The sequence below is a fragment of the Variovorax sp. 05L425 genome (assembly GCF_056397705.1).
This window is the reverse complement of sequence record NZ_JBFTNY010000007.1, coordinates 125,920-142,094: the sequence shown is the minus strand read 5'-3', so window position 1 is coordinate 142,094 and position 16,175 is coordinate 125,920. Positions and strand designations below refer to the sequence as shown.

Here is a 16,175-nt window from a genome sequence, read left to right as displayed (position 1 = left end):
GAGGTTAGCTAATGAGCCGCGCCTGGAAGTTGGCCGTCGCGACCGTCTTCGCGCTCGCCCTGCTGGTTGCCCTGCTCTTCTTGCCGGCGGAGCTGGGCAGCACTCGGATCGTCTCGGCGGTCGACATCGCGCGCCCGCCGTCGGAGGTCTTCGCCTATGTCACCACGCCTGGTCACTGGCCGCAGTGGCATCCCTCGTCCCTCGCCGTCAGCGGCGCCGTGGACCACCCGCTCCAGGTCGGCGAGTCCGTCATCGAGGACTTCGAGGTCGCCGGTCGCCGCGGACGCGTGACTTGGCGCGTCACCGCCCGCGAACCGGACCGCCTGTGGCGCATCGCCGGGACCATCGAGGGCCGCGAGTCGGGCACCGTCGGCTATTCGCTGGCGCCCGCCGCCACGGGCACGGGCACGCACTTCGTCCGCGAGTTCGAGTACCAGACGCCGAATCTGCTGTTTGCCATGCTCAACCAGCTCAGTCTTCGAAGCCGCATCGAGGCCGAGTCTGCCCAGGCCGTCCGGCAGTTGAAGGAGCGCCTGGAATCGGCCGGCGAACCCGTTCAGCGTTCGGGTTAGTTGGGTGGCCTCGGCGCAGGCAGCGCCCCAGAATTCCGCAGACATCCAGTTCGCCGCCGCTTCAAAACTACTCGGAGGAGACATCATGGTCGGTCCATGCTTGCTCGATCGTCTGATCGGCGCCGAGGCGCCTTCGCTGCGCACGGCGGAGGAAGTGAAAGCCTTCGAATCCACACCCTACGCCGAGCGTGTCGCCGCCCAGAGCACCTACGAGGCACTGCGGATCGGCGCTTCGCACGCGCCTGACGAGCCGGCACTCCACTTCCTGATGCGGGGCGACCCGGACGAAACGCCATTCACGGTCACGCGCCGCCAGTTCATCGGCCGCGTCACGCAGGCTGCGAACCTGTTCACCGACCTGGGCGTCGGACCGGGCGATGTGGTGAGCCTGCTGCTGCCGCTGGTGCCGGAAAGCTTCTACGCGCTGTTCGGCGCACAGGCGGCCGGCATTGCGAACCCGGTGAATGCCTTGCTTTCGTCGGCCCAGATCGCCGAGATCCTGCGGGCAGCGAAGACCAAGGTGCTGGTGGCGCTCGGCCCCGTCGAGGGCTCCGACATCTGGGACAAGGTGCAGGCCATCCGCGGCGAGTTGCCCGATCTCGAGGCCATCGTGGTCGTGCACGGGGATTCGGACGAATCCCGGGCAGTGCACAGCTTCAAGCAACGAATCGATGCCTGTCCGTCCGACCGCCTGCTCAGTGGGCGCCGCATCGCCGCCGACGACATTGCGGGCTACTTCCACACCGGCGGCACGACGGGCTCGCCCAAGCTCGTTCGCCACACCCACGGCAACCAGGTCTACCAGGCCTGGGCGCTGAGCCTGATGCTTCCGGTGGGTGCTGGCCGGGCATTGCTCTTCGGACTGCCCCTGTTCCACGTCGGCGGCGCCCTCACGCAGGGGCTGGCCACGCTGTGCGCCGGCGGCACGCTGGTGGTGATATCGCCCGCCGGCTGGCGCGACCCCCAGGCGGTCCGCAATGTGTGGCGCCTGGTGGAACGCTTTCGGCCGGTCTTGTTCGGCGGGGTGCCGACCGTGCTCGCAGCCGCTCTCAACGTGCCGATGGGTGGCGCCGACGTTTCCAGCATCGAGATCGTCTCGGGCGGCGGTTCCGCCATTCCGGTGGCCGTCGGCAAGGCGTACGGCGACTTGCTGCATCGACCGGTGCTGGAGGTCTACGGGATGACCGAAACCTCCAGCGTTCATTGCATGAGCTATGCCCATCGGCCGATGCGCCTCGGGTCGGTGGGCCACGCATTGCCCTACAGCCGCGTGCGCGTCGTGAAGCTCGATGCTGAAGGGCGCTGGCAGGGTGACTGTGCAGCGAACGAGATCGGCGTGGTGGCGATGGCGGGACCCGGCGTGTTCAAGGGTTATCTCAGCGACACGCACAACCGTCAGGCCTTTGTCGAACCCGGCTGGGTCAATTCGGGCGACCTCGGCAGGCTGGACGAGGATGGCTATCTCTGGATCACGGGACGCGCCAAGGATCTGATCATCCGCGGCGGCCATAACATCGATCCGCTGGGGATCGAGGAAGTCTTCTTCCAGCACCCGGCGATTGCGCTGGCGGCAGTCGTCGGCCAACCCGATGCGCGTGCCGGGGAGATGCCCGTCGCGTACGTCCAATTGAAACCCGGCGCGGCGCGCGACGAGGCGGCCTTGCTCGAGTTCGTGCGGGAACGCACGCCCGAACGGGCTGCCGTGCCGGTGAACATCTTCTTCGTCGACCCGATGCCGCTGACGGCTGTGGGCAAGATCTTCAAGCCGGCGCTACGGTGGGATGCCGCGCGACGCGTGGTGACGCAGTTGCTGGCCGACCTCCCGCAGGCCGGGGACTTTCAGGTCGAGGCGGCCGCACACGCGGTGCATGGCAGCCTGGTCAAGATCGGCATCCGCGGCGTGCCCGAAGCAGAGCGGGACGCCCTTGCACGGCAGATCGACGAGCGGATCGGGCGGCTCGAAACCCGGCACGAGATCGTCTGGCGGTGAGCATGATTTGACCAGTTGATCACAACTGACTCGCGAACCTCCAACCGCCAAGACCGCGTTCACTCATAGTTTCATCTTCCCCAAGCATCTTTCGGGTAAACGCTAGGCCATCTTTTTTTACCAAGTGGATAATTTAAGCACCTTCACGATGAATGAGGTGCTTGATGACTTCCACCCGCCTGCGCAGCCGCTTCTGGTCCGACCTGACCAGCGAAGAGTTTTCCCGCCTCGATCGGTCCCGACTGATCGCCGTGCTGCCCGTGGGTGCCACCGAGCAACATGGTCCGCACCTGCCGATGTCCACGGACACGGCCACCATCGACGGCATGGTGCGGGCGACCATGCCGCACCTGCCGGACGACCTGCCCGTGCTGTTCCTGCCCACGGTCGCCTACGGCAAGAGCAACGAGCATTCGCGCTATCCGGGCACGCTCACCGTGTCGGCCACCACGCTGATCTCGCTGTGGAAGGACATCGGCGCCTGCGTGGCCAAGGCCGGCGTGCGCAAGCTGGTGCTCTACAACAGCCACGGCGGCCAGATGGCGGTGATGGACATCGTCGCCCGCGACTTGCGCGAGTCGCACGACATGATGGTCGTGGCGGCCAACTGGTACACGCTGGGCCTGCCTGAAGGGCTCTTCACCGCGCACGAAGGCAAGCACGGCGTGCATGCCGGCGATCTCGAAAGCTCGGTGATGCTGCACCTCACGCCCGACCACGTGCGCCCCGAGCGCTTCCGCAACTTCCGCTCCATGACGGAAGACCTCGCGAAGGAAAGCAAGTTTCTGTCGATCACCCCCAGCGGCAAGCTCGGCTGGCAGATGCATGACATCAACCCGGCTGGCGCGGCCGGCGACGCCACGCGCGCCACGGCCGCGAAGGGTGAAGCCGTGCTCGACCACGTCGGACGGCGATTCGTCGAATTGCTGCAGGAGGTCGACCGCTTCCCGCTCGAACGCCTCGCCAACCAGCCGGAATGGGCATGAACTCTTCGCCCGTCTCTTCCGCGCCGCCGCTGGTCAGCCTGCGCAACGTCAGCAAGCGCTTCGCCAACGGCACGCTCGCGCTGCAGGGCATGACGCTCGACTGCGGCGAGCATGACTTCATCAGCTTCCTCGGCCCCTCGGGCTGCGGCAAGAGCACGGCCCTGCGCCTGATTGCCGGGCTCACGCGCATCAGCTCGGGCGAAGTCGCGTGGTCGCGCGCCAACAGCGGCGCATCGACCAGCGATCGCGAACTGGGCTTTGTCTTCCAGGAGCCGACGCTGATGCCCTGGGCGAAGGTGTTCGACAACGTGTGGCTCCCGCTCAAGCTGGCCGGCACCAGCCGCGACGCTGCGGCACCCGTCGTCAGGCAGGCGCTGGAGATGGTCGGTCTTTCGCGCTTTGCCGACGTCTACCCGCGCGAGTTGTCGGGCGGCATGAAGATGCGCGTGTCGATCGCGCGGGCGCTGGTCACGCGGCCGCGCCTGCTGTTGATGGACGAGCCCTTCGCCGCGCTCGACGAGATGACGCGCATCAAGCTCAACAACGACTTGCTCGCGATCTGGCGCGAGCACCGGTTTTCGATCATCTTCGTCACGCACAGCGTCTACGAATCGGTCTACCTGTCGAACCGCATCGTCGTGATGGCACCCCGGCCGGGCCGCGTGATCGACGAAATCCGCATTGACGAGCCCTATCCGCGCGGGGAGGCCTTCCGCACCTCGACCCGCTACAACGCGCACTGCACGGCGGTGTCGCAATCACTGCACGGAGCCCTTCATGGCGTCGACATCGATCACTGACAACCGGGCGCTGTCGGAACTGCAGGACGCGCCCTCGGCCGCCGAGCTCCAGTCACGCGACGACCGCCTGCGGCGCCGCGAAAACCTGCTTCGCATCGCGGTGCCTACCGCCGTCGTGGCCGGTCTGCTGTTGCTGTGGGAAGTGCTGGTGCGCGTCAACCACGTGCCGCACTACATCATCCCCGCGCCCTCGCTCATCTTCACAACGCTGATCGACAACTGGGACACGCTGTCGAGCGCGCTCTGGTTCACCGTCAAGCTCACGCTGCTCGCGCTGGTCTCGGCCATCGTCGGCGGAGTGCTGCTCGCGATTGCCTTCTCGCTCTTCAAGTGGGTGGAGATCGGGCTCTTTCCGATCGCGGTGATCCTGCAGGTGACGCCGATCATCGCGATCGCGCCGCTGATCCTGATCTATGTGTCGAGCACGACGGCTGCCCTGCTGCTGTGCGCGTGGATCGTGGCCTTCTTCCCGATCCTGTCGAACACTGTCATCGGCCTGAAGAGCGCCGACAGCAACCTGCGCGACCTTTTCCACCTCTACAGGGCCTCGCCCTGGCAGATGTTCCGCTACCTGCTGGTGCCGAGCGCGCTGCCGTATTTCATGGCGGGCCTGAAGATCGCCGGCGGGCTGAGCCTGATTGGCGCCGTGGTCGCCGAATTCACTGCCGGCACCGCAGGCCGTGAAACCGGACTGGCCTCGCGCATCCTCGAATCGAGCTTTCGCACCGAGATCCCGATGATGTTCGCGGCGCTGCTGCTGGTGTCGCTGTTGGGCATCGCGATCTTCCTCGTGTTCGCCGCCTTGTCACGCATGGTGCTCGGCCACTGGCACGAAAGCGAAATGCGGAGGGAGAGATGACTTCCGCACTGATGGAACGCCAGGCTCCCGCGCCGGCCATTGACTGGGATGCCGTGCGCGGCGACCTGCACGGCCTCAACGTGATCGTCTCGCCGGGGCAGCGCAAGCAGCTTTCCAAGGACTTCTACTGGTACAGCCCGATCCTCACGCAGCAACTGGCCGGCTGCGTGGCCGATCTGGTCGTCAAGGTGTCGACCGAAGACGACGTTCGCCAGGCCGCCGCCGTCGCAGCGAAGTGGAAGCTGCCGCTCACCGTGCGCGCGGGCGGCACCGGCAACTACGGCCAGTGCGTGCCGCTCGAAGGCGGCCTGGTGCTCGACGTCGCGCAGATGTGCCGCGTGCTCGACATCGGCGAAGGCAGCGTGCGCGTGCAAGCCGGTGCGCGCATGCACGACATCGAAATGGCCGTCGCCGAGACCGGCCAGGCGCTGCGCATGTGGCCTTCGACCTGGCACGTCGCCTCGATCGGCGGCTTCATCGCCGGCGGCTTTGGCGGCATCGGCTCGATCCGCCACGGCATCCTGCGCGACCCGGGCAATCTGCTGCGTGCGCGTGTGATGACGGTGGAGCGCGAGCCGCGCATCATCGAACTGCACGGCGACGAGATCCAGCAGGTGCATCACGCCTACGGTACCAACGGCGTCATTACCGAGGTCGAAGTGGCGCTGAGCCCGGCCGTCGAGTGGGTGCACTGCATCGCGCTCTTCGATACCTACAGGCGCGTGATGGATTTCGGCGTCGCGGCGAGCACGCCCGCGCTCGAGCTGTTCCTTCTCTCGGCGGTCGACGCGCGCTTCTCGCCGTACTACGCGACGCTGGGTGCGCACTTTCCGCCGGACCGGCATGCGATGTTCGCCATGGTTGCGCCGTCGTCGATGGCGGCCTTCCGCGATCTCGTCGCCGCGCACGGCGGCACCGTCTCGCTCGAAGGCACGGAGGCCGAACTCCACGCGTCCGGCCTGCCCCCCGCCTACGAATGCGCCTACAACCACACGACGCTGCAGGCGCTCAAGGTCGACCGCACGTGGACCTATCTGCAAGTGGCCTACGCGCAGCCCTTCGACCCGGCGGTGGTGGATCGCCACATCGCGATCTTCGGCGACGACGTGTTGCAGCACCACGAGTTCGCGCGCGCCGGCGGCGAATACGGCACGTTCTCGATCCTGCTGGTGCGCTGGAAGGGCGAGGCGCACCAGTACGAAGTGATCCGAGAGATCGAATCGCAAGGCGGCTGCCAGGTCTTCAACCCGCACGTCGTGACCATCGAGGACGGCGGCATGAAGACGATCGACACGCAGCAGATCGAATTCAAGAAGCGCAGCGATCCGATGGGACTGATGAATCCCGGGAAGACGCGCGGCTGGCGCCCCGACATGGCTATCGATTCATGAGCTCACATTCCCACAGAGACAACCCCCAAGGAACCACGATGCGACCCCAAGTCACCTTCATCGCCCGCACCCTCCTGGCCACACTGCTCGCCGGCACCGCCTTCGCCGCCATCGCGCAGGACAAGGTCGTGCTCGCCACCAACTGGCGCGCCCAGCCCGGCCACGGCGGCTTCTACCAGGCGCTGGCCGACGGCACCTACAAGAAGTTCGGACTCGATGTCGACATTCAGCAAGGCGGCCCGCAGGTCAACAACCGCCCGATGCTGCCGGCCGGCAAGATCGACTTCCTGATGACCGGCAACATGCTGATGGCCTTCGACAACATCAAGCAGGGGGTGCCCACCGTCGTCGTCGCCGCGTATTTCCAGAAAGACCCGCAGGCCATCATTGCGCACCCGGGCCAGGGCTTCGACAAGTTCGCCGATCTCGCCAAGGCCAAGACGGTGCTGCTCGCGAAGGACGGCCAGATCAGCTACTGGCAGTGGATGAAGAAGGCCTATGGCATGCGCGACGAGCAAGTGCGGCCCTACAACTACAGCCTCTCGCAGTTCCTGGCGGACAAGCAGGCGGTGCAACAGGCCTATGCGACGTCGGAGCCTCTCGCGGTCGAGAAGCAGGCCGGCTTCAAGCCCGTGGTTCTGTCGCTGGCCGATGCAGGCTGGTCGACCTACGGCATGGTGATCGAGACGCGCCAGGACCTGGTCAAGACCAAGCCCGACGTCGTGCGCCGCTTCGTGGAGGCCACCAACATCGGCTACTACAACTACCTCTACGGCGACCGCAAGGCGGCCGACGCGATGATCCAGAAGATCAACCCGGACATCAGCGACGAGTTCATCGAGAAGTCGATCCCGATCCTGCGCGCGCACATCGACGTGGGCGACGCGACAACGAAGGGCATCGGCGCGATCACCGACGAGCGCATGAAGGACTTCTACGACAAGGCGGTCTCGGCCGGCCTCTACAAGCCCACGGACTTCAACTACCGCGACGCCTACACCACGCAGTTCGTCGACAAGGGAACCGGCCTGGACGTGCGCAAGGCGCTCGCCAAGTAGCAAGGCGACAAGAAGATGGTCGAGCGCACTCTCACCGTGCGGGTCGCGCGGGTCGCGCGCCAGACGCCGGAGATTCTCTCCTTCGAGCTCGCGCATCCCGCGGGTCGTGCGCTGCCCGGCTACGAGGCCGGTGCGCACATCGACGTGCACATGCCCGGCGGCTTCACGCGCCAGTATTCGCTGGCCCGGGACAGCGGCGCGGGCGAAGGCGCATCCTCGTACCTGATCTGCGTCAAGCGCGAGAACGAGAGCCGCGGCGGCTCGGCCTCCATGCATGCGCGGGTGCGCGAAGGCGATCTGCTGCCGATCAGCGCACCGCGAAACACCTTTCCGATCCGGGCCGGGGCCAGGCGCCACATCCTGCTGGCCGGCGGCATCGGCATGACGCCGCTGCTGGCGATGGCACAGACGCTCGCGCGAACCGGGGCGGAATTCCAGTTGTGCCTGTTCGTGCGCGGCGAACAGCATCTGGCGTTGGCCGACGCGCTGCGCGATCCGCTCCTTGCACCGCATCTGCGTCTTCACTTCGACGACGGCGGCGACGCCTCGCGAAAGATCAACCTCCGGCAATTGCTGGCCGTGCGCAAGCCCGGCACGCATCTGTACGTGTGCGGTCCCGGCGGCTTCATGCGGGCCGTGCGCAACGCCGCCGCCCATTGGCCCGACGATGCCGTGCATGCCGAGTACTTCGCTGCGCCCGCGGACGCGGCTGGCGGTACCGGAAAGCCTTTCGTGCTGCGACTTGCCCGGCGCGGCATCACCGTGCCCGTTGCCGGAGACCAGACCGCCGTCGACGCGCTGCACGAAGTCGGCATCGACATTCCGGTGTCGTGCGAACAAGGCCTGTGCGGCACCTGCGTGGTGGAGGGCACCGGCAAGGACGCCGAACACCGCGATTTCTGCCTCACTCGCAGCGAACGCGACCACAAGGTGGCGCTGTGTTGTTCGCGCGCCAAAGGCGAGGAATTGGTGCTCGACTTGTGAGCCTTCCCACGGAGGAGTCTGGCACCATGTACATCCGATGACGACTGCACAGAACAACGCTGTCGAAGAAGGCCCCGAGGCACCGGCGACGCGCGGCCGCGCGCGCAAGTACACGCAGGTGTTGGCCGTGATCTATCAGTCAGCGGTGGAAGTGTTCGCTGCGGATGGCCTCGCCGGCGCTTCGACACAAGCCATTGCCGACAAGGCAGGCCTGTCGAAGGCGCAACTGCACTACTACATCGAAAGCAAGGAAGCCCTGTACCGGCAGGTGCTGCAGGACATCATCAACGACTGGATCGGCGTCTTCGGCTTCAGCGACGAGTCCTTCGGGCCGCGCAAGGTGCTCAGCGACCTGATCCAGCGCAAGATGGTGTTCTCGTTCGAGCATCCCCTGCGTTCCCGGATCTTCACCGCCGAGATGATGCGTGGCGCCCCGGTGCTCAAGTCGATGATGGGCACGAGCAAGCAGCGAACGGACCAGGCGGCGGCAGTCATCCAGAACTGGATCAATCAAGGATTGATGGACCCGGTCGATCCGATGCTGTTTCTCTTCCACCTGTGGGCGGTGACGCAGTTCTATGCGGACCACGCGACGCAGGTGGCGTTCTTTCGCGATGTGGCCGAAAGTGACGAGAAGGACCGCCGGTACCTCATCGAAGAGGTGACGGAGTTTCTGCTGAAGGGCGCAGGCGTACGCTAGAACGCCGGAAGGGTCTCACGTCGAGACTGTTCTTACGACACCCCGAGACCAGTCTTCTAGACGCCGCGGTCTCGCATTCCTAAAGTCCTCACTCGAAGGCGCTGCCTCGGATTTGCTCGCGTCAAAAAGGGCGCGGACAACCTGGGCTTGAGGTCCTGGGCACGGTGACTCTAGGAAAGAAAAAATGGATGAAAGATAGGCGGGGAGGTCGAACTGCGGTGAGGTCCAGGATCGACAAGATTGCGCTGATACCGGTGACACCTCCTCACGAATTTCGCATCGAAGATCGGACCTTGGCGGCACCATTTCTTCCGATTTCGGGGTCCGAGGTATTGGACCGCCACGGCAAGGGCGGCTGCTTCCATCAGAACCTGGAATCCGTACGCACGCTGCTGGGTTCGAGATTCACTTCCGCACTCCACGACGAGCTGACGAAAGCCGACTTGACAATCTCGAAGGTTGACGTCCCTTGCGGGTCGAGTGCCGGAAAGATTGACTACAAGACCTTGCCCACTCGCGATGCTGTGTTGCACGTGGTCTTCGCCGACGTTGGCATGTGTTCTTCTCACTGGTCGGACGAATACGAACCGCGCATCAATGTATCGGCCTGCCTCATGGCACACCCTCACGCGCCTGACTGGCTGTTCCGCGACCATTTCTACTACGGCGCAGATGCCAGTGGCAACACGGCCTGGAGCATCCCCGCCGATCCGAAGTTCAAGTATGACAATTTTGGAGCCATGGTCGACAGAGCCGACGAGGTCGGTGAAGCCTGTGAAGTCGCCCTCGACTTGCTCGCGCAACGCATCGCAAATCAATTGCGTGCAAGTCTATGAAACTCGTCGCGCGCGTGCTGAATGTGTTCCGGCCACATTCGGAAGAAAAAAAACCGATCCGTACCATTGCGCGTGAGCAGCGTTCTCGCGCCCTCACCGACATCCGGGAATTTCTGCTTCTTCATACCTTGGAGTCCTTGCGCACGCGACTGGCGGAAGCAGGCGTGGCGATGGACGTGAAACTCCCACAGCATCCAGTACCCGTGCTTCTTGATCACGTGGGCCTGCACGAGGTCTTCTCGCAGATCGGGGATCTGGCCTGTCGCGTCATGCCCGCGGGTGGCACACTGAAGTTGCTGGCGCGCGTGGATGGCGCGCACGCGGTCGTCAATTTCATGGACAACGGATCGGCTAAGGAGCCCCAACTCGGACGATGCTTCACAGCTGCATTTTCCAGCGACCTGCCGCGGAGCCATCACGACCACTTGGATTCGATCGCACGCGTAGCGCTCTGCGAGCGGATCGTTAGCGATCACCGCGGGCGCATCTACGCAGCACCGTCACCGTTGGGCAGTCTCGGCATTACGCTTCGGCTGCCGCTCTGCTAGCGCCAACGACCGATTTCAGCGCGTCGGCAAGTACATCGTCGCTTCCACCTCGACCAACACTTCATCCCCCGGCAGGAATCGCGACACTTCCACCACCGTGCTGACCGGCGGCTCACCCGGGTAGAACAACCCCCGCACGCGGTTGTACGGCGCGTAGTTCGGCAGATGCGTGAAGTACTGCACCAGCTTGACCACGTCGTCCATCGTGCCGCCATGCTCTGCGGCGATCTGGCGAATGCGTTCGAGCACGAACCAGCTTTGCGCGACGATCGGCGCCTCGAAGATGTCGACCGACATCTGCCCCGTGGCGTAGCCCAGCGTGCGCAGTGCCGTGCGTGCCGCTTCGGGAATGTCTTCGTAGCTTGCGACCGCGCGGCGTGTCGTGGGGTCGACCGCGACCACGCCGCTCATGAAGACGAAGTCTCCCACCCGCTTGGCGGCGGCGTAGTTGGCCATCGGTTTGCCCATGCTCATTCGGTGCTCTCCAGAATGCGGCCCGCACGGATGACGGTGCGTTGCCGTCCACGCGGGTCCAGAAGTTCGTACTCGTCCGTCGCGGCCAACAAGACCAGGTCGGCGGGGCAGCCCGGCGCGATGCGACCATCCCACGCAAGCCGGAGCGCTTTCGCAGGGCTCACGGTGATGGCGTCGAGCCAGTCGGTCGCAGGCGAGAGGTGCGCCATTTGCACGCCGAGGCCGAAGGTCTCGATCAGGTCATAACCGCCATAAGGATAGAAGGCGTCCTGCACGTTGTCGGTGGCCAGGCTGGCGCGAATGCCATGGGCCGCAGCCTCGCGAACGCGCGTGATGCCGCGCTGCAGGGGCGTGCGGTCCCAGGCGCCTTGCAGGTAGAGATTCGTCGTCGGCAGGGACACGAGATGAATGCCCGCCTGCGCGCAAAGGGCCAGCGTGTCGCTGGCGGACACATCATCCTGCACCGACAGCGAACACGCGTGGCCGCACGTGACGCGCCCCTGCATGCCGCGCGCAATGGCGATCTGCGCGATGGTGCGCAAGCCGGTCGCGTCTTTGTCCAATCCCTCGTCGACATGGAAGTCGAGCGCGAGCCCAAGCTCCTGTGCAAGGTCGAACACGCGCCCCAGCTTGTGCACGATGCCATCGTTCCGATAGACGAAGGCACCCATCACGCCGCCCCCGCGCTTCACCGTTCGCGCGATGCGTTCGCCGGCCTCCAGGTCGGCGAACAGGTCGAGCGGCGTGAGCGCGACAAACTGGAGTTCGATGCGGTCGCGCCACGCGTCGCGCAGGCGCTCGAAGACCGCGAGGGACGTCGGCGCATCGGCCTCGCTCCAGTCCAGATGGGTGCGAAGACCGCGCGTGCCACTGCGCCAAGCCTCATCCAACGCACGCTGCATGCGTGCGTGAAGCCCCTCCGCCGTCCAGCTTGCACGGTGCGCGGCCATGCGTCCGATGGCCGCGAAGAGATTGCCCTCTGCCGCGCCGACTTCCCGGACGGTGTAGTTCTTGTCGATGTGGGCATGCGCGTCGACCAGTCCGCTGAGCAGCGTGCCGCGCGCGGGCTGTTGCGACGGCGCAATGGACGCAACCCGTTCCCCCGCCAGCACGACATCGAACACTTCGGCAGCGCCCGCGTCGAAAGCCCGCAGTCGCGGAGGGATCCGTACGGCTTCGAGCTTCATGCGCGCGGCAGGGCGCGCAACCAGGCGAGCCCGGCGGTCGTCCCGTTCGCCACGGCGCCGCGCTGCGGCCGGTATTCGCAGCCGACCCAGCCCTTCCAGCCGCATTGCGCGGAGACCTCATCGATCACGTCGAAAAGATAGCCGTGGTTCAGTTCCCCGATATCGGGTTCATGCCGCTCGGGCACGCCGGCGATCTGGAAGTGGCCGACACGGCCGGTCGGCAGGTATTTGCGGATCTTCATCGCCACGTCACCCTCGACGATCTGGCAGTGATAGAGGTCCATCTGCACCTGCACGTTCAGCGCGCCGACGGCATCGATGATCTCGTGCGCGTGGTCCTGCCGGTTCAGGAAGAAGCGCGGGATGTCGCGCGTGTTGATGGGCTCGATCAGCAGGTCCCGCCCGGCCTTCGCCGCCTCGACCGCGGCCCAGCGCAGGTTGTCGATGTAGAGGGGCTGCACCGTCTCGCGCTCCACGCCGTCCTGCACGAGGCCCGCCATCACGTGGATGCGCGGGCAGTTGAGCGCGACGGCATAGTCGATTGCCTTCAGGATGCCTTCCCGAAACTCGGCCTCGCGCCCGGACAGGCAGGCCAGCCCGCGATCGCCGCCATCCCAGTCGCCGGGCGGTCCGTTGAACAGCACCTGCTCCAGGCCGTTGGCCGACAGGCGCGCCACGAGTTCGTGCTGCTTGTAGGCATAGGGGAAAAGGTATTCGACGGCGCGGAAGCCGTCCTTGGCGGCGGCTTCGAAGCGGTCGAGAAAGTCAAGCTCCGGATAGAGCATTGAAAGATTGGCGGCAAATCGAGGCATCAACGGCTCCAATGGTCCGGGGGTGAGCATACCTACCAGCGGGCGCCGAAATTCCGGCGCAGCTCGTTGATCTGGGTTTCATTCAGCGGCGGGGGCGCGGGCCGCGTCGACTGACGGCTAAGGAACCAGAGTCTTGCGGTTTCTTCCAGTTCCTCGAGCGTGGCCATCGCCGCGGCCGGTGAAGCGTGCCAGACGTTGGGGCCAAGACGCTCGAGCACCACGGCGCGTATCGGCGTGCCCTGCGTGCCGTATTGCTCGATGATCTGCGCCACCAGCGCCGCGGCGTCGGGCGCGCCGGGCCGGTGGTAGGGAATCACCGGCACATGGCCCACTTTCATGACGAAATAGGGCGTGAGTGCGGGCAGAAGCTCGGCGCCCGGCGCGTTCAGCGTGAGCGCCACGCAATGCGTGCTGTGCGTGTGGATCACGCAGCGCGTGTCAGGGTCGAAATGCCGGGCCGAACCATAGATGCGCGCATGCAGGGCCATGGTCTTGCTCGCCAGATCGCCATGCGTCTGGCGCAAGTTGGCATCCAGCCGCGCGAGGCGCGACGGATCGAGACGGCCCAGGCAGGCGTCAGTCGGTGTGATCAGGAATCCGTCGTCCAGCCGCACACTGATGTTGCCGGCTGTGGCGTGGACATAGCCTCGCTCGAAGAGGCTGCGGCCGATGCGGCAGATTTCCTCGCGGACCTGGGCTTCATTCATCCAAGGAATGTAAAGGCTTTGGTGAAGAAATCGTCGGTGCCGAAGTTGCCGGACTTGAGCGCAATATGCAGGCCTGCTCCGCCTGCCGCGTCGCTGTGCGCGTGGCACCACGGCACGCCGGGATCGATCTGCGCACCGATCTGCAATTGCGCAATGCCCAGTGCCTGCACACAGGCGCCGGAGGTCTCGCCGCCCGCAACCACGAGTTGCCGCACGCCGCGCTCCACCAGGCCCCGCGCGATGGCGGCGATGACACGTTCCACCATGGCGCCTGCCTCCTCGACGCCAACCCGGCCTTGCACCGATTTCACGGCGCCGGGATCGGCAGTGGAATAGACCAACACCGGACCCTGTTCGAGCAGCGGGGCCGCCCATTCCAGTGCCTGCGCAGCAACGTCGGCACCGGCCGCGATCTGAAGCGGATCGATCGCCAACGCCGGACGCCCTGACGCGATGAAATCCGCGACCTGCCGGTTGGTCGCGAGCGAACAGCTGCCCGACACCACCGCCCGCAACCCATGCGCCGACGGCAGCGCGCCCGCCGTGGACGACGGCGCGATGCCGAAGTTGGCCGGCAGTCCGATCGCCACGCCCGAACCGGCGGTGACCAGCGGCATGTCGGCAAGGGCCGGGCCAAGGCGCATCAGGTCGTCGTTGGAAACTGCATCGACGATGGCGACGCCCACGCCTTCCGCGCGCAATTGCGCGATGCGCTCGCGAATCGACGCCGCGCCGCGAGCCACCGTGGCGTAGTCGATCAGCCCCACCTTGCGCCGTGTCTGCGCCTGCAGCACGCGCACGAGGTTGGCATCGGTCATCGGCGTCAGCGGATGGTTCTGCATTCCGCTCTCATTGAGCAGCACGTCGCCCGCGAACAGGTAGCCCTTGAACACGGTGCGCTTGTTGTCGGGAAAGGCGGGCGTCGCGATGGTGAAGTCGCAGCCCAACGCATCCATCAGCGCTTCGGTCACCGGCCCGATGTTGCCCTCCGCCGTACTGTCGAACGTGGAGCAGTACTTGAAGTAGACCTGCCGTGCGCCTTGCGCGCGAAGCCACCGAAGCGCCTCCAGCGACTGCGCGACGGCGTCGGCCGGCGCGATGGTGCGGGACTTGAGCGCCACCACCACGGCATCGACCTCGGCGGCCAACGGCGATGCCGGCACGCCGATGGTCTGCACCACGCGCATGCCCGCACGCACGAGATTGTTCGCTAGATCGGTCGCGCCCGTGAAATCGTCCGCGATGCAGCCCAGCAGGATGCTCATGGTTTGGATGATGTCTTCGAATTCGCAGGGAGTTCGATCCCCGGGAAGATCTTGATCACGGCGCTGTCGTCTTCCTTCGCATGGCCGGCGGTGGAAGCCTGCATGAACATCTGGTGCGCGGTGGAGGCGAGCGGGAGCGGAAACTTGCTCGCGCGCGCCGTATCGAGTACCAGGCCCAGGTCCTTCACGAAGATGTCGACCGCCGACAGCGGCGTGTAATCGCCGGCCAGCACATGGGCCATGCGGTTCTCGAACATCCAGCTGTTGCCCGCGCTGTGCGTGATGACTTCGTAGAGCGCTTCGGGCGCCACGCCCTCACGCAGGCCGAGCGCCATGGCTTCAGCCGCCGCGGCGATGTGCACGCCGGCGAGCAGCTGATTGATGATCTTCACCTTGCTGCCCGCGCCGGCGCGATCGCCCAAGCGATAGACCTTGCCAGCCATGGCGTCGAGCACCGCGTCGGCCTGCGCGTAGGCTTCGGGTCGCGCCGAACTCATCACCGTCATCTGTCCGCTCGCGGCCTTGGCCGCACCACCGGAGATCGGCGCGTCGATGTAATGAATGCCCATCGCACCGAGCCGCGCCTCGAGCGCCATCGACCAGTTCGGGTCGACCGTCGAGCACATCACGAACACGCTGCCCGGTTTCATCGCTGCGGCGGCGCCGTGCTCGCCGAAGAGCACGGCCTCTGTCTGCAAGGCGTTGACCACGACCGAGATGACGACGTCGCATGCGCCCGCGACCTGTGCGGGCGTGCCCCAGGCCACGCCGCCCGCCTCCGCAAAGCGCAACGCCGCACCGGGCCGCATGTCGCACACATGCATTTCATAGCCCTTGGCCCGCAGCGTGGCCGCGATGCCCGCGCCCATGGCGCCGAGGCCGATGAGTCCTGCTTTCTTCATGGAAATTCCCGAGGCGTCGAACGATGGCCGGCGCTCCAGCGAGCGCGGCGCGAAGACGCGATCTTAGGAATCCACAGCTGCGCTTCACAACGGGACTAACCCCG

At 65.7% G+C, this 16,175-nt stretch carries 17 protein-coding genes; 11 read left to right on the top strand and 6 right to left on the bottom strand.

Annotated elements, in window-relative coordinates; all coding sequences use genetic code 11:
* Window positions 1–11 precede the first annotated feature (11 nt).
* The 11 genes from AC1DN9_RS10635 (at window position 12) to AC1DN9_RS10585 (ending at window position 10,724) form a co-directional block, all read left to right on the top strand.
* Window positions 12–572 carry an SRPBCC family protein gene (locus AC1DN9_RS10635; RefSeq protein WP_478099848.1) on the top strand — a complete coding sequence of 187 codons (561 nt, stop codon included), beginning with the start codon at window positions 12–14 and terminating at the stop codon, window positions 570–572.
* Between the two features lie 85 nt (window positions 573–657).
* Window positions 658–2,562, top strand: a complete 1,905-nt coding sequence (locus AC1DN9_RS10630) for an acyl-CoA synthetase (RefSeq protein WP_478099846.1) — start codon at window positions 658–660, stop codon at window positions 2,560–2,562.
* A 164-nt stretch (window positions 2,563–2,726) separates the two neighbouring features.
* Window positions 2,727–3,548, top strand: a complete 822-nt coding sequence (locus AC1DN9_RS10625) for a creatininase family protein (protein ID WP_478099844.1) — start codon at window positions 2,727–2,729, stop codon at window positions 3,546–3,548.
* Window positions 3,545–4,348 carry an ABC transporter ATP-binding protein gene (locus tag AC1DN9_RS10620; protein ID WP_478099842.1) on the top strand — a complete coding sequence of 268 codons (804 nt, stop codon included), beginning with the start codon at window positions 3,545–3,547 and terminating at the stop codon, window positions 4,346–4,348. The genes AC1DN9_RS10625 and AC1DN9_RS10620 overlap by 4 nt, the downstream gene beginning before the upstream one ends.
* The gene (locus tag AC1DN9_RS10615) at window positions 4,326–5,207 is read left to right on the top strand and encodes an ABC transporter permease (protein ID WP_478099840.1); all 882 of its coding nucleotides are present in this window, start codon (window positions 4,326–4,328) and stop codon (window positions 5,205–5,207) included. Before AC1DN9_RS10620 ends, AC1DN9_RS10615 begins: the two co-directional genes overlap by 23 nt.
* Entirely contained in the window at window positions 5,204–6,598 is a 1,395-nt protein-coding gene (locus AC1DN9_RS10610) for an FAD-binding oxidoreductase (protein WP_478099839.1), read from the top strand. The genes AC1DN9_RS10615 and AC1DN9_RS10610 overlap by 4 nt, the downstream gene beginning before the upstream one ends.
* Before the next feature lie 38 nt (window positions 6,599–6,636).
* Window positions 6,637–7,656 carry an ABC transporter substrate-binding protein gene (locus AC1DN9_RS10605; RefSeq protein ID WP_478099837.1) on the top strand — a complete coding sequence of 340 codons (1,020 nt, stop codon included), beginning with the start codon at window positions 6,637–6,639 and terminating at the stop codon, window positions 7,654–7,656.
* A gap of 15 nt (window positions 7,657–7,671) precedes the next feature.
* On the top strand, window positions 7,672–8,640 hold the full coding sequence (locus AC1DN9_RS10600) for a PDR/VanB family oxidoreductase (RefSeq protein ID WP_478099835.1): 969 nt from the start codon (window positions 7,672–7,674) through the stop codon (window positions 8,638–8,640).
* A 37-nt stretch (window positions 8,641–8,677) separates the two neighbouring features.
* A complete protein-coding gene (locus AC1DN9_RS10595; protein WP_478099833.1) occupies window positions 8,678–9,340 on the top strand; it encodes a TetR family transcriptional regulator C-terminal domain-containing protein in 663 nt (220 codons plus the stop codon).
* A 293-nt stretch (window positions 9,341–9,633) separates the two neighbouring features.
* Window positions 9,634–10,176 (top strand): hypothetical protein, encoded by a 543-nt coding sequence (locus tag AC1DN9_RS10590; RefSeq protein ID WP_478099831.1) that lies wholly within the window; start codon window positions 9,634–9,636, stop codon window positions 10,174–10,176.
* Window positions 10,173–10,724 (top strand): hypothetical protein, encoded by a 552-nt coding sequence (locus AC1DN9_RS10585; RefSeq protein WP_478099830.1) that lies wholly within the window; start codon window positions 10,173–10,175, stop codon window positions 10,722–10,724. The genes AC1DN9_RS10590 and AC1DN9_RS10585 overlap by 4 nt, the downstream gene beginning before the upstream one ends.
* 15 nt (window positions 10,725–10,739) lie before the next feature.
* Here AC1DN9_RS10585 and AC1DN9_RS10580 read toward each other — a convergent pair whose 3' ends face one another.
* Genes AC1DN9_RS10580 through ltnD form a run of 6 tightly spaced genes read right to left on the bottom strand, consistent with a single transcriptional unit; the run spans window position 10,740 to window position 16,110 of the window.
* Entirely contained in the window at window positions 10,740–11,198 is a 459-nt protein-coding gene (locus AC1DN9_RS10580) for a RidA family protein (RefSeq protein ID WP_478099828.1), read from the bottom strand.
* Window positions 11,195–12,385 carry an amidohydrolase family protein gene (locus AC1DN9_RS10575; protein WP_478099826.1) on the bottom strand — a complete coding sequence of 397 codons (1,191 nt, stop codon included), beginning with the start codon at window positions 12,383–12,385 and terminating at the stop codon, window positions 11,195–11,197. The genes AC1DN9_RS10580 and AC1DN9_RS10575 overlap by 4 nt, the downstream gene beginning before the upstream one ends.
* Window positions 12,382–13,197: a 2-oxo-tetronate isomerase gene (gene otnI / locus AC1DN9_RS10570; protein ID WP_478099824.1), complete on the bottom strand. Its 816-nt coding sequence runs from the start codon at window positions 13,195–13,197 to the stop codon at window positions 12,382–12,384. Before otnI ends, AC1DN9_RS10575 begins: the two co-directional genes overlap by 4 nt.
* Window positions 13,198–13,229: 32 nt before the next feature.
* Window positions 13,230–13,904, bottom strand: coding sequence for a class II aldolase/adducin family protein (locus AC1DN9_RS10565; RefSeq protein ID WP_478099822.1), 675 nt, complete (start codon window positions 13,902–13,904; stop codon window positions 13,230–13,232).
* Window positions 13,901–15,169, bottom strand: a complete 1,269-nt coding sequence (otnK, locus tag AC1DN9_RS10560) for a 3-oxo-tetronate kinase (RefSeq protein ID WP_478099820.1) — start codon at window positions 15,167–15,169, stop codon at window positions 13,901–13,903. The genes AC1DN9_RS10565 and otnK overlap by 4 nt, the downstream gene beginning before the upstream one ends.
* Window positions 15,166–16,110 (bottom strand): L-threonate dehydrogenase, encoded by a 945-nt coding sequence (gene ltnD, locus AC1DN9_RS10555; protein WP_478100021.1) that lies wholly within the window; start codon window positions 16,108–16,110, stop codon window positions 15,166–15,168. Before ltnD ends, otnK begins: the two co-directional genes overlap by 4 nt.
* Window positions 16,111–16,175 lie beyond the last annotated feature (65 nt).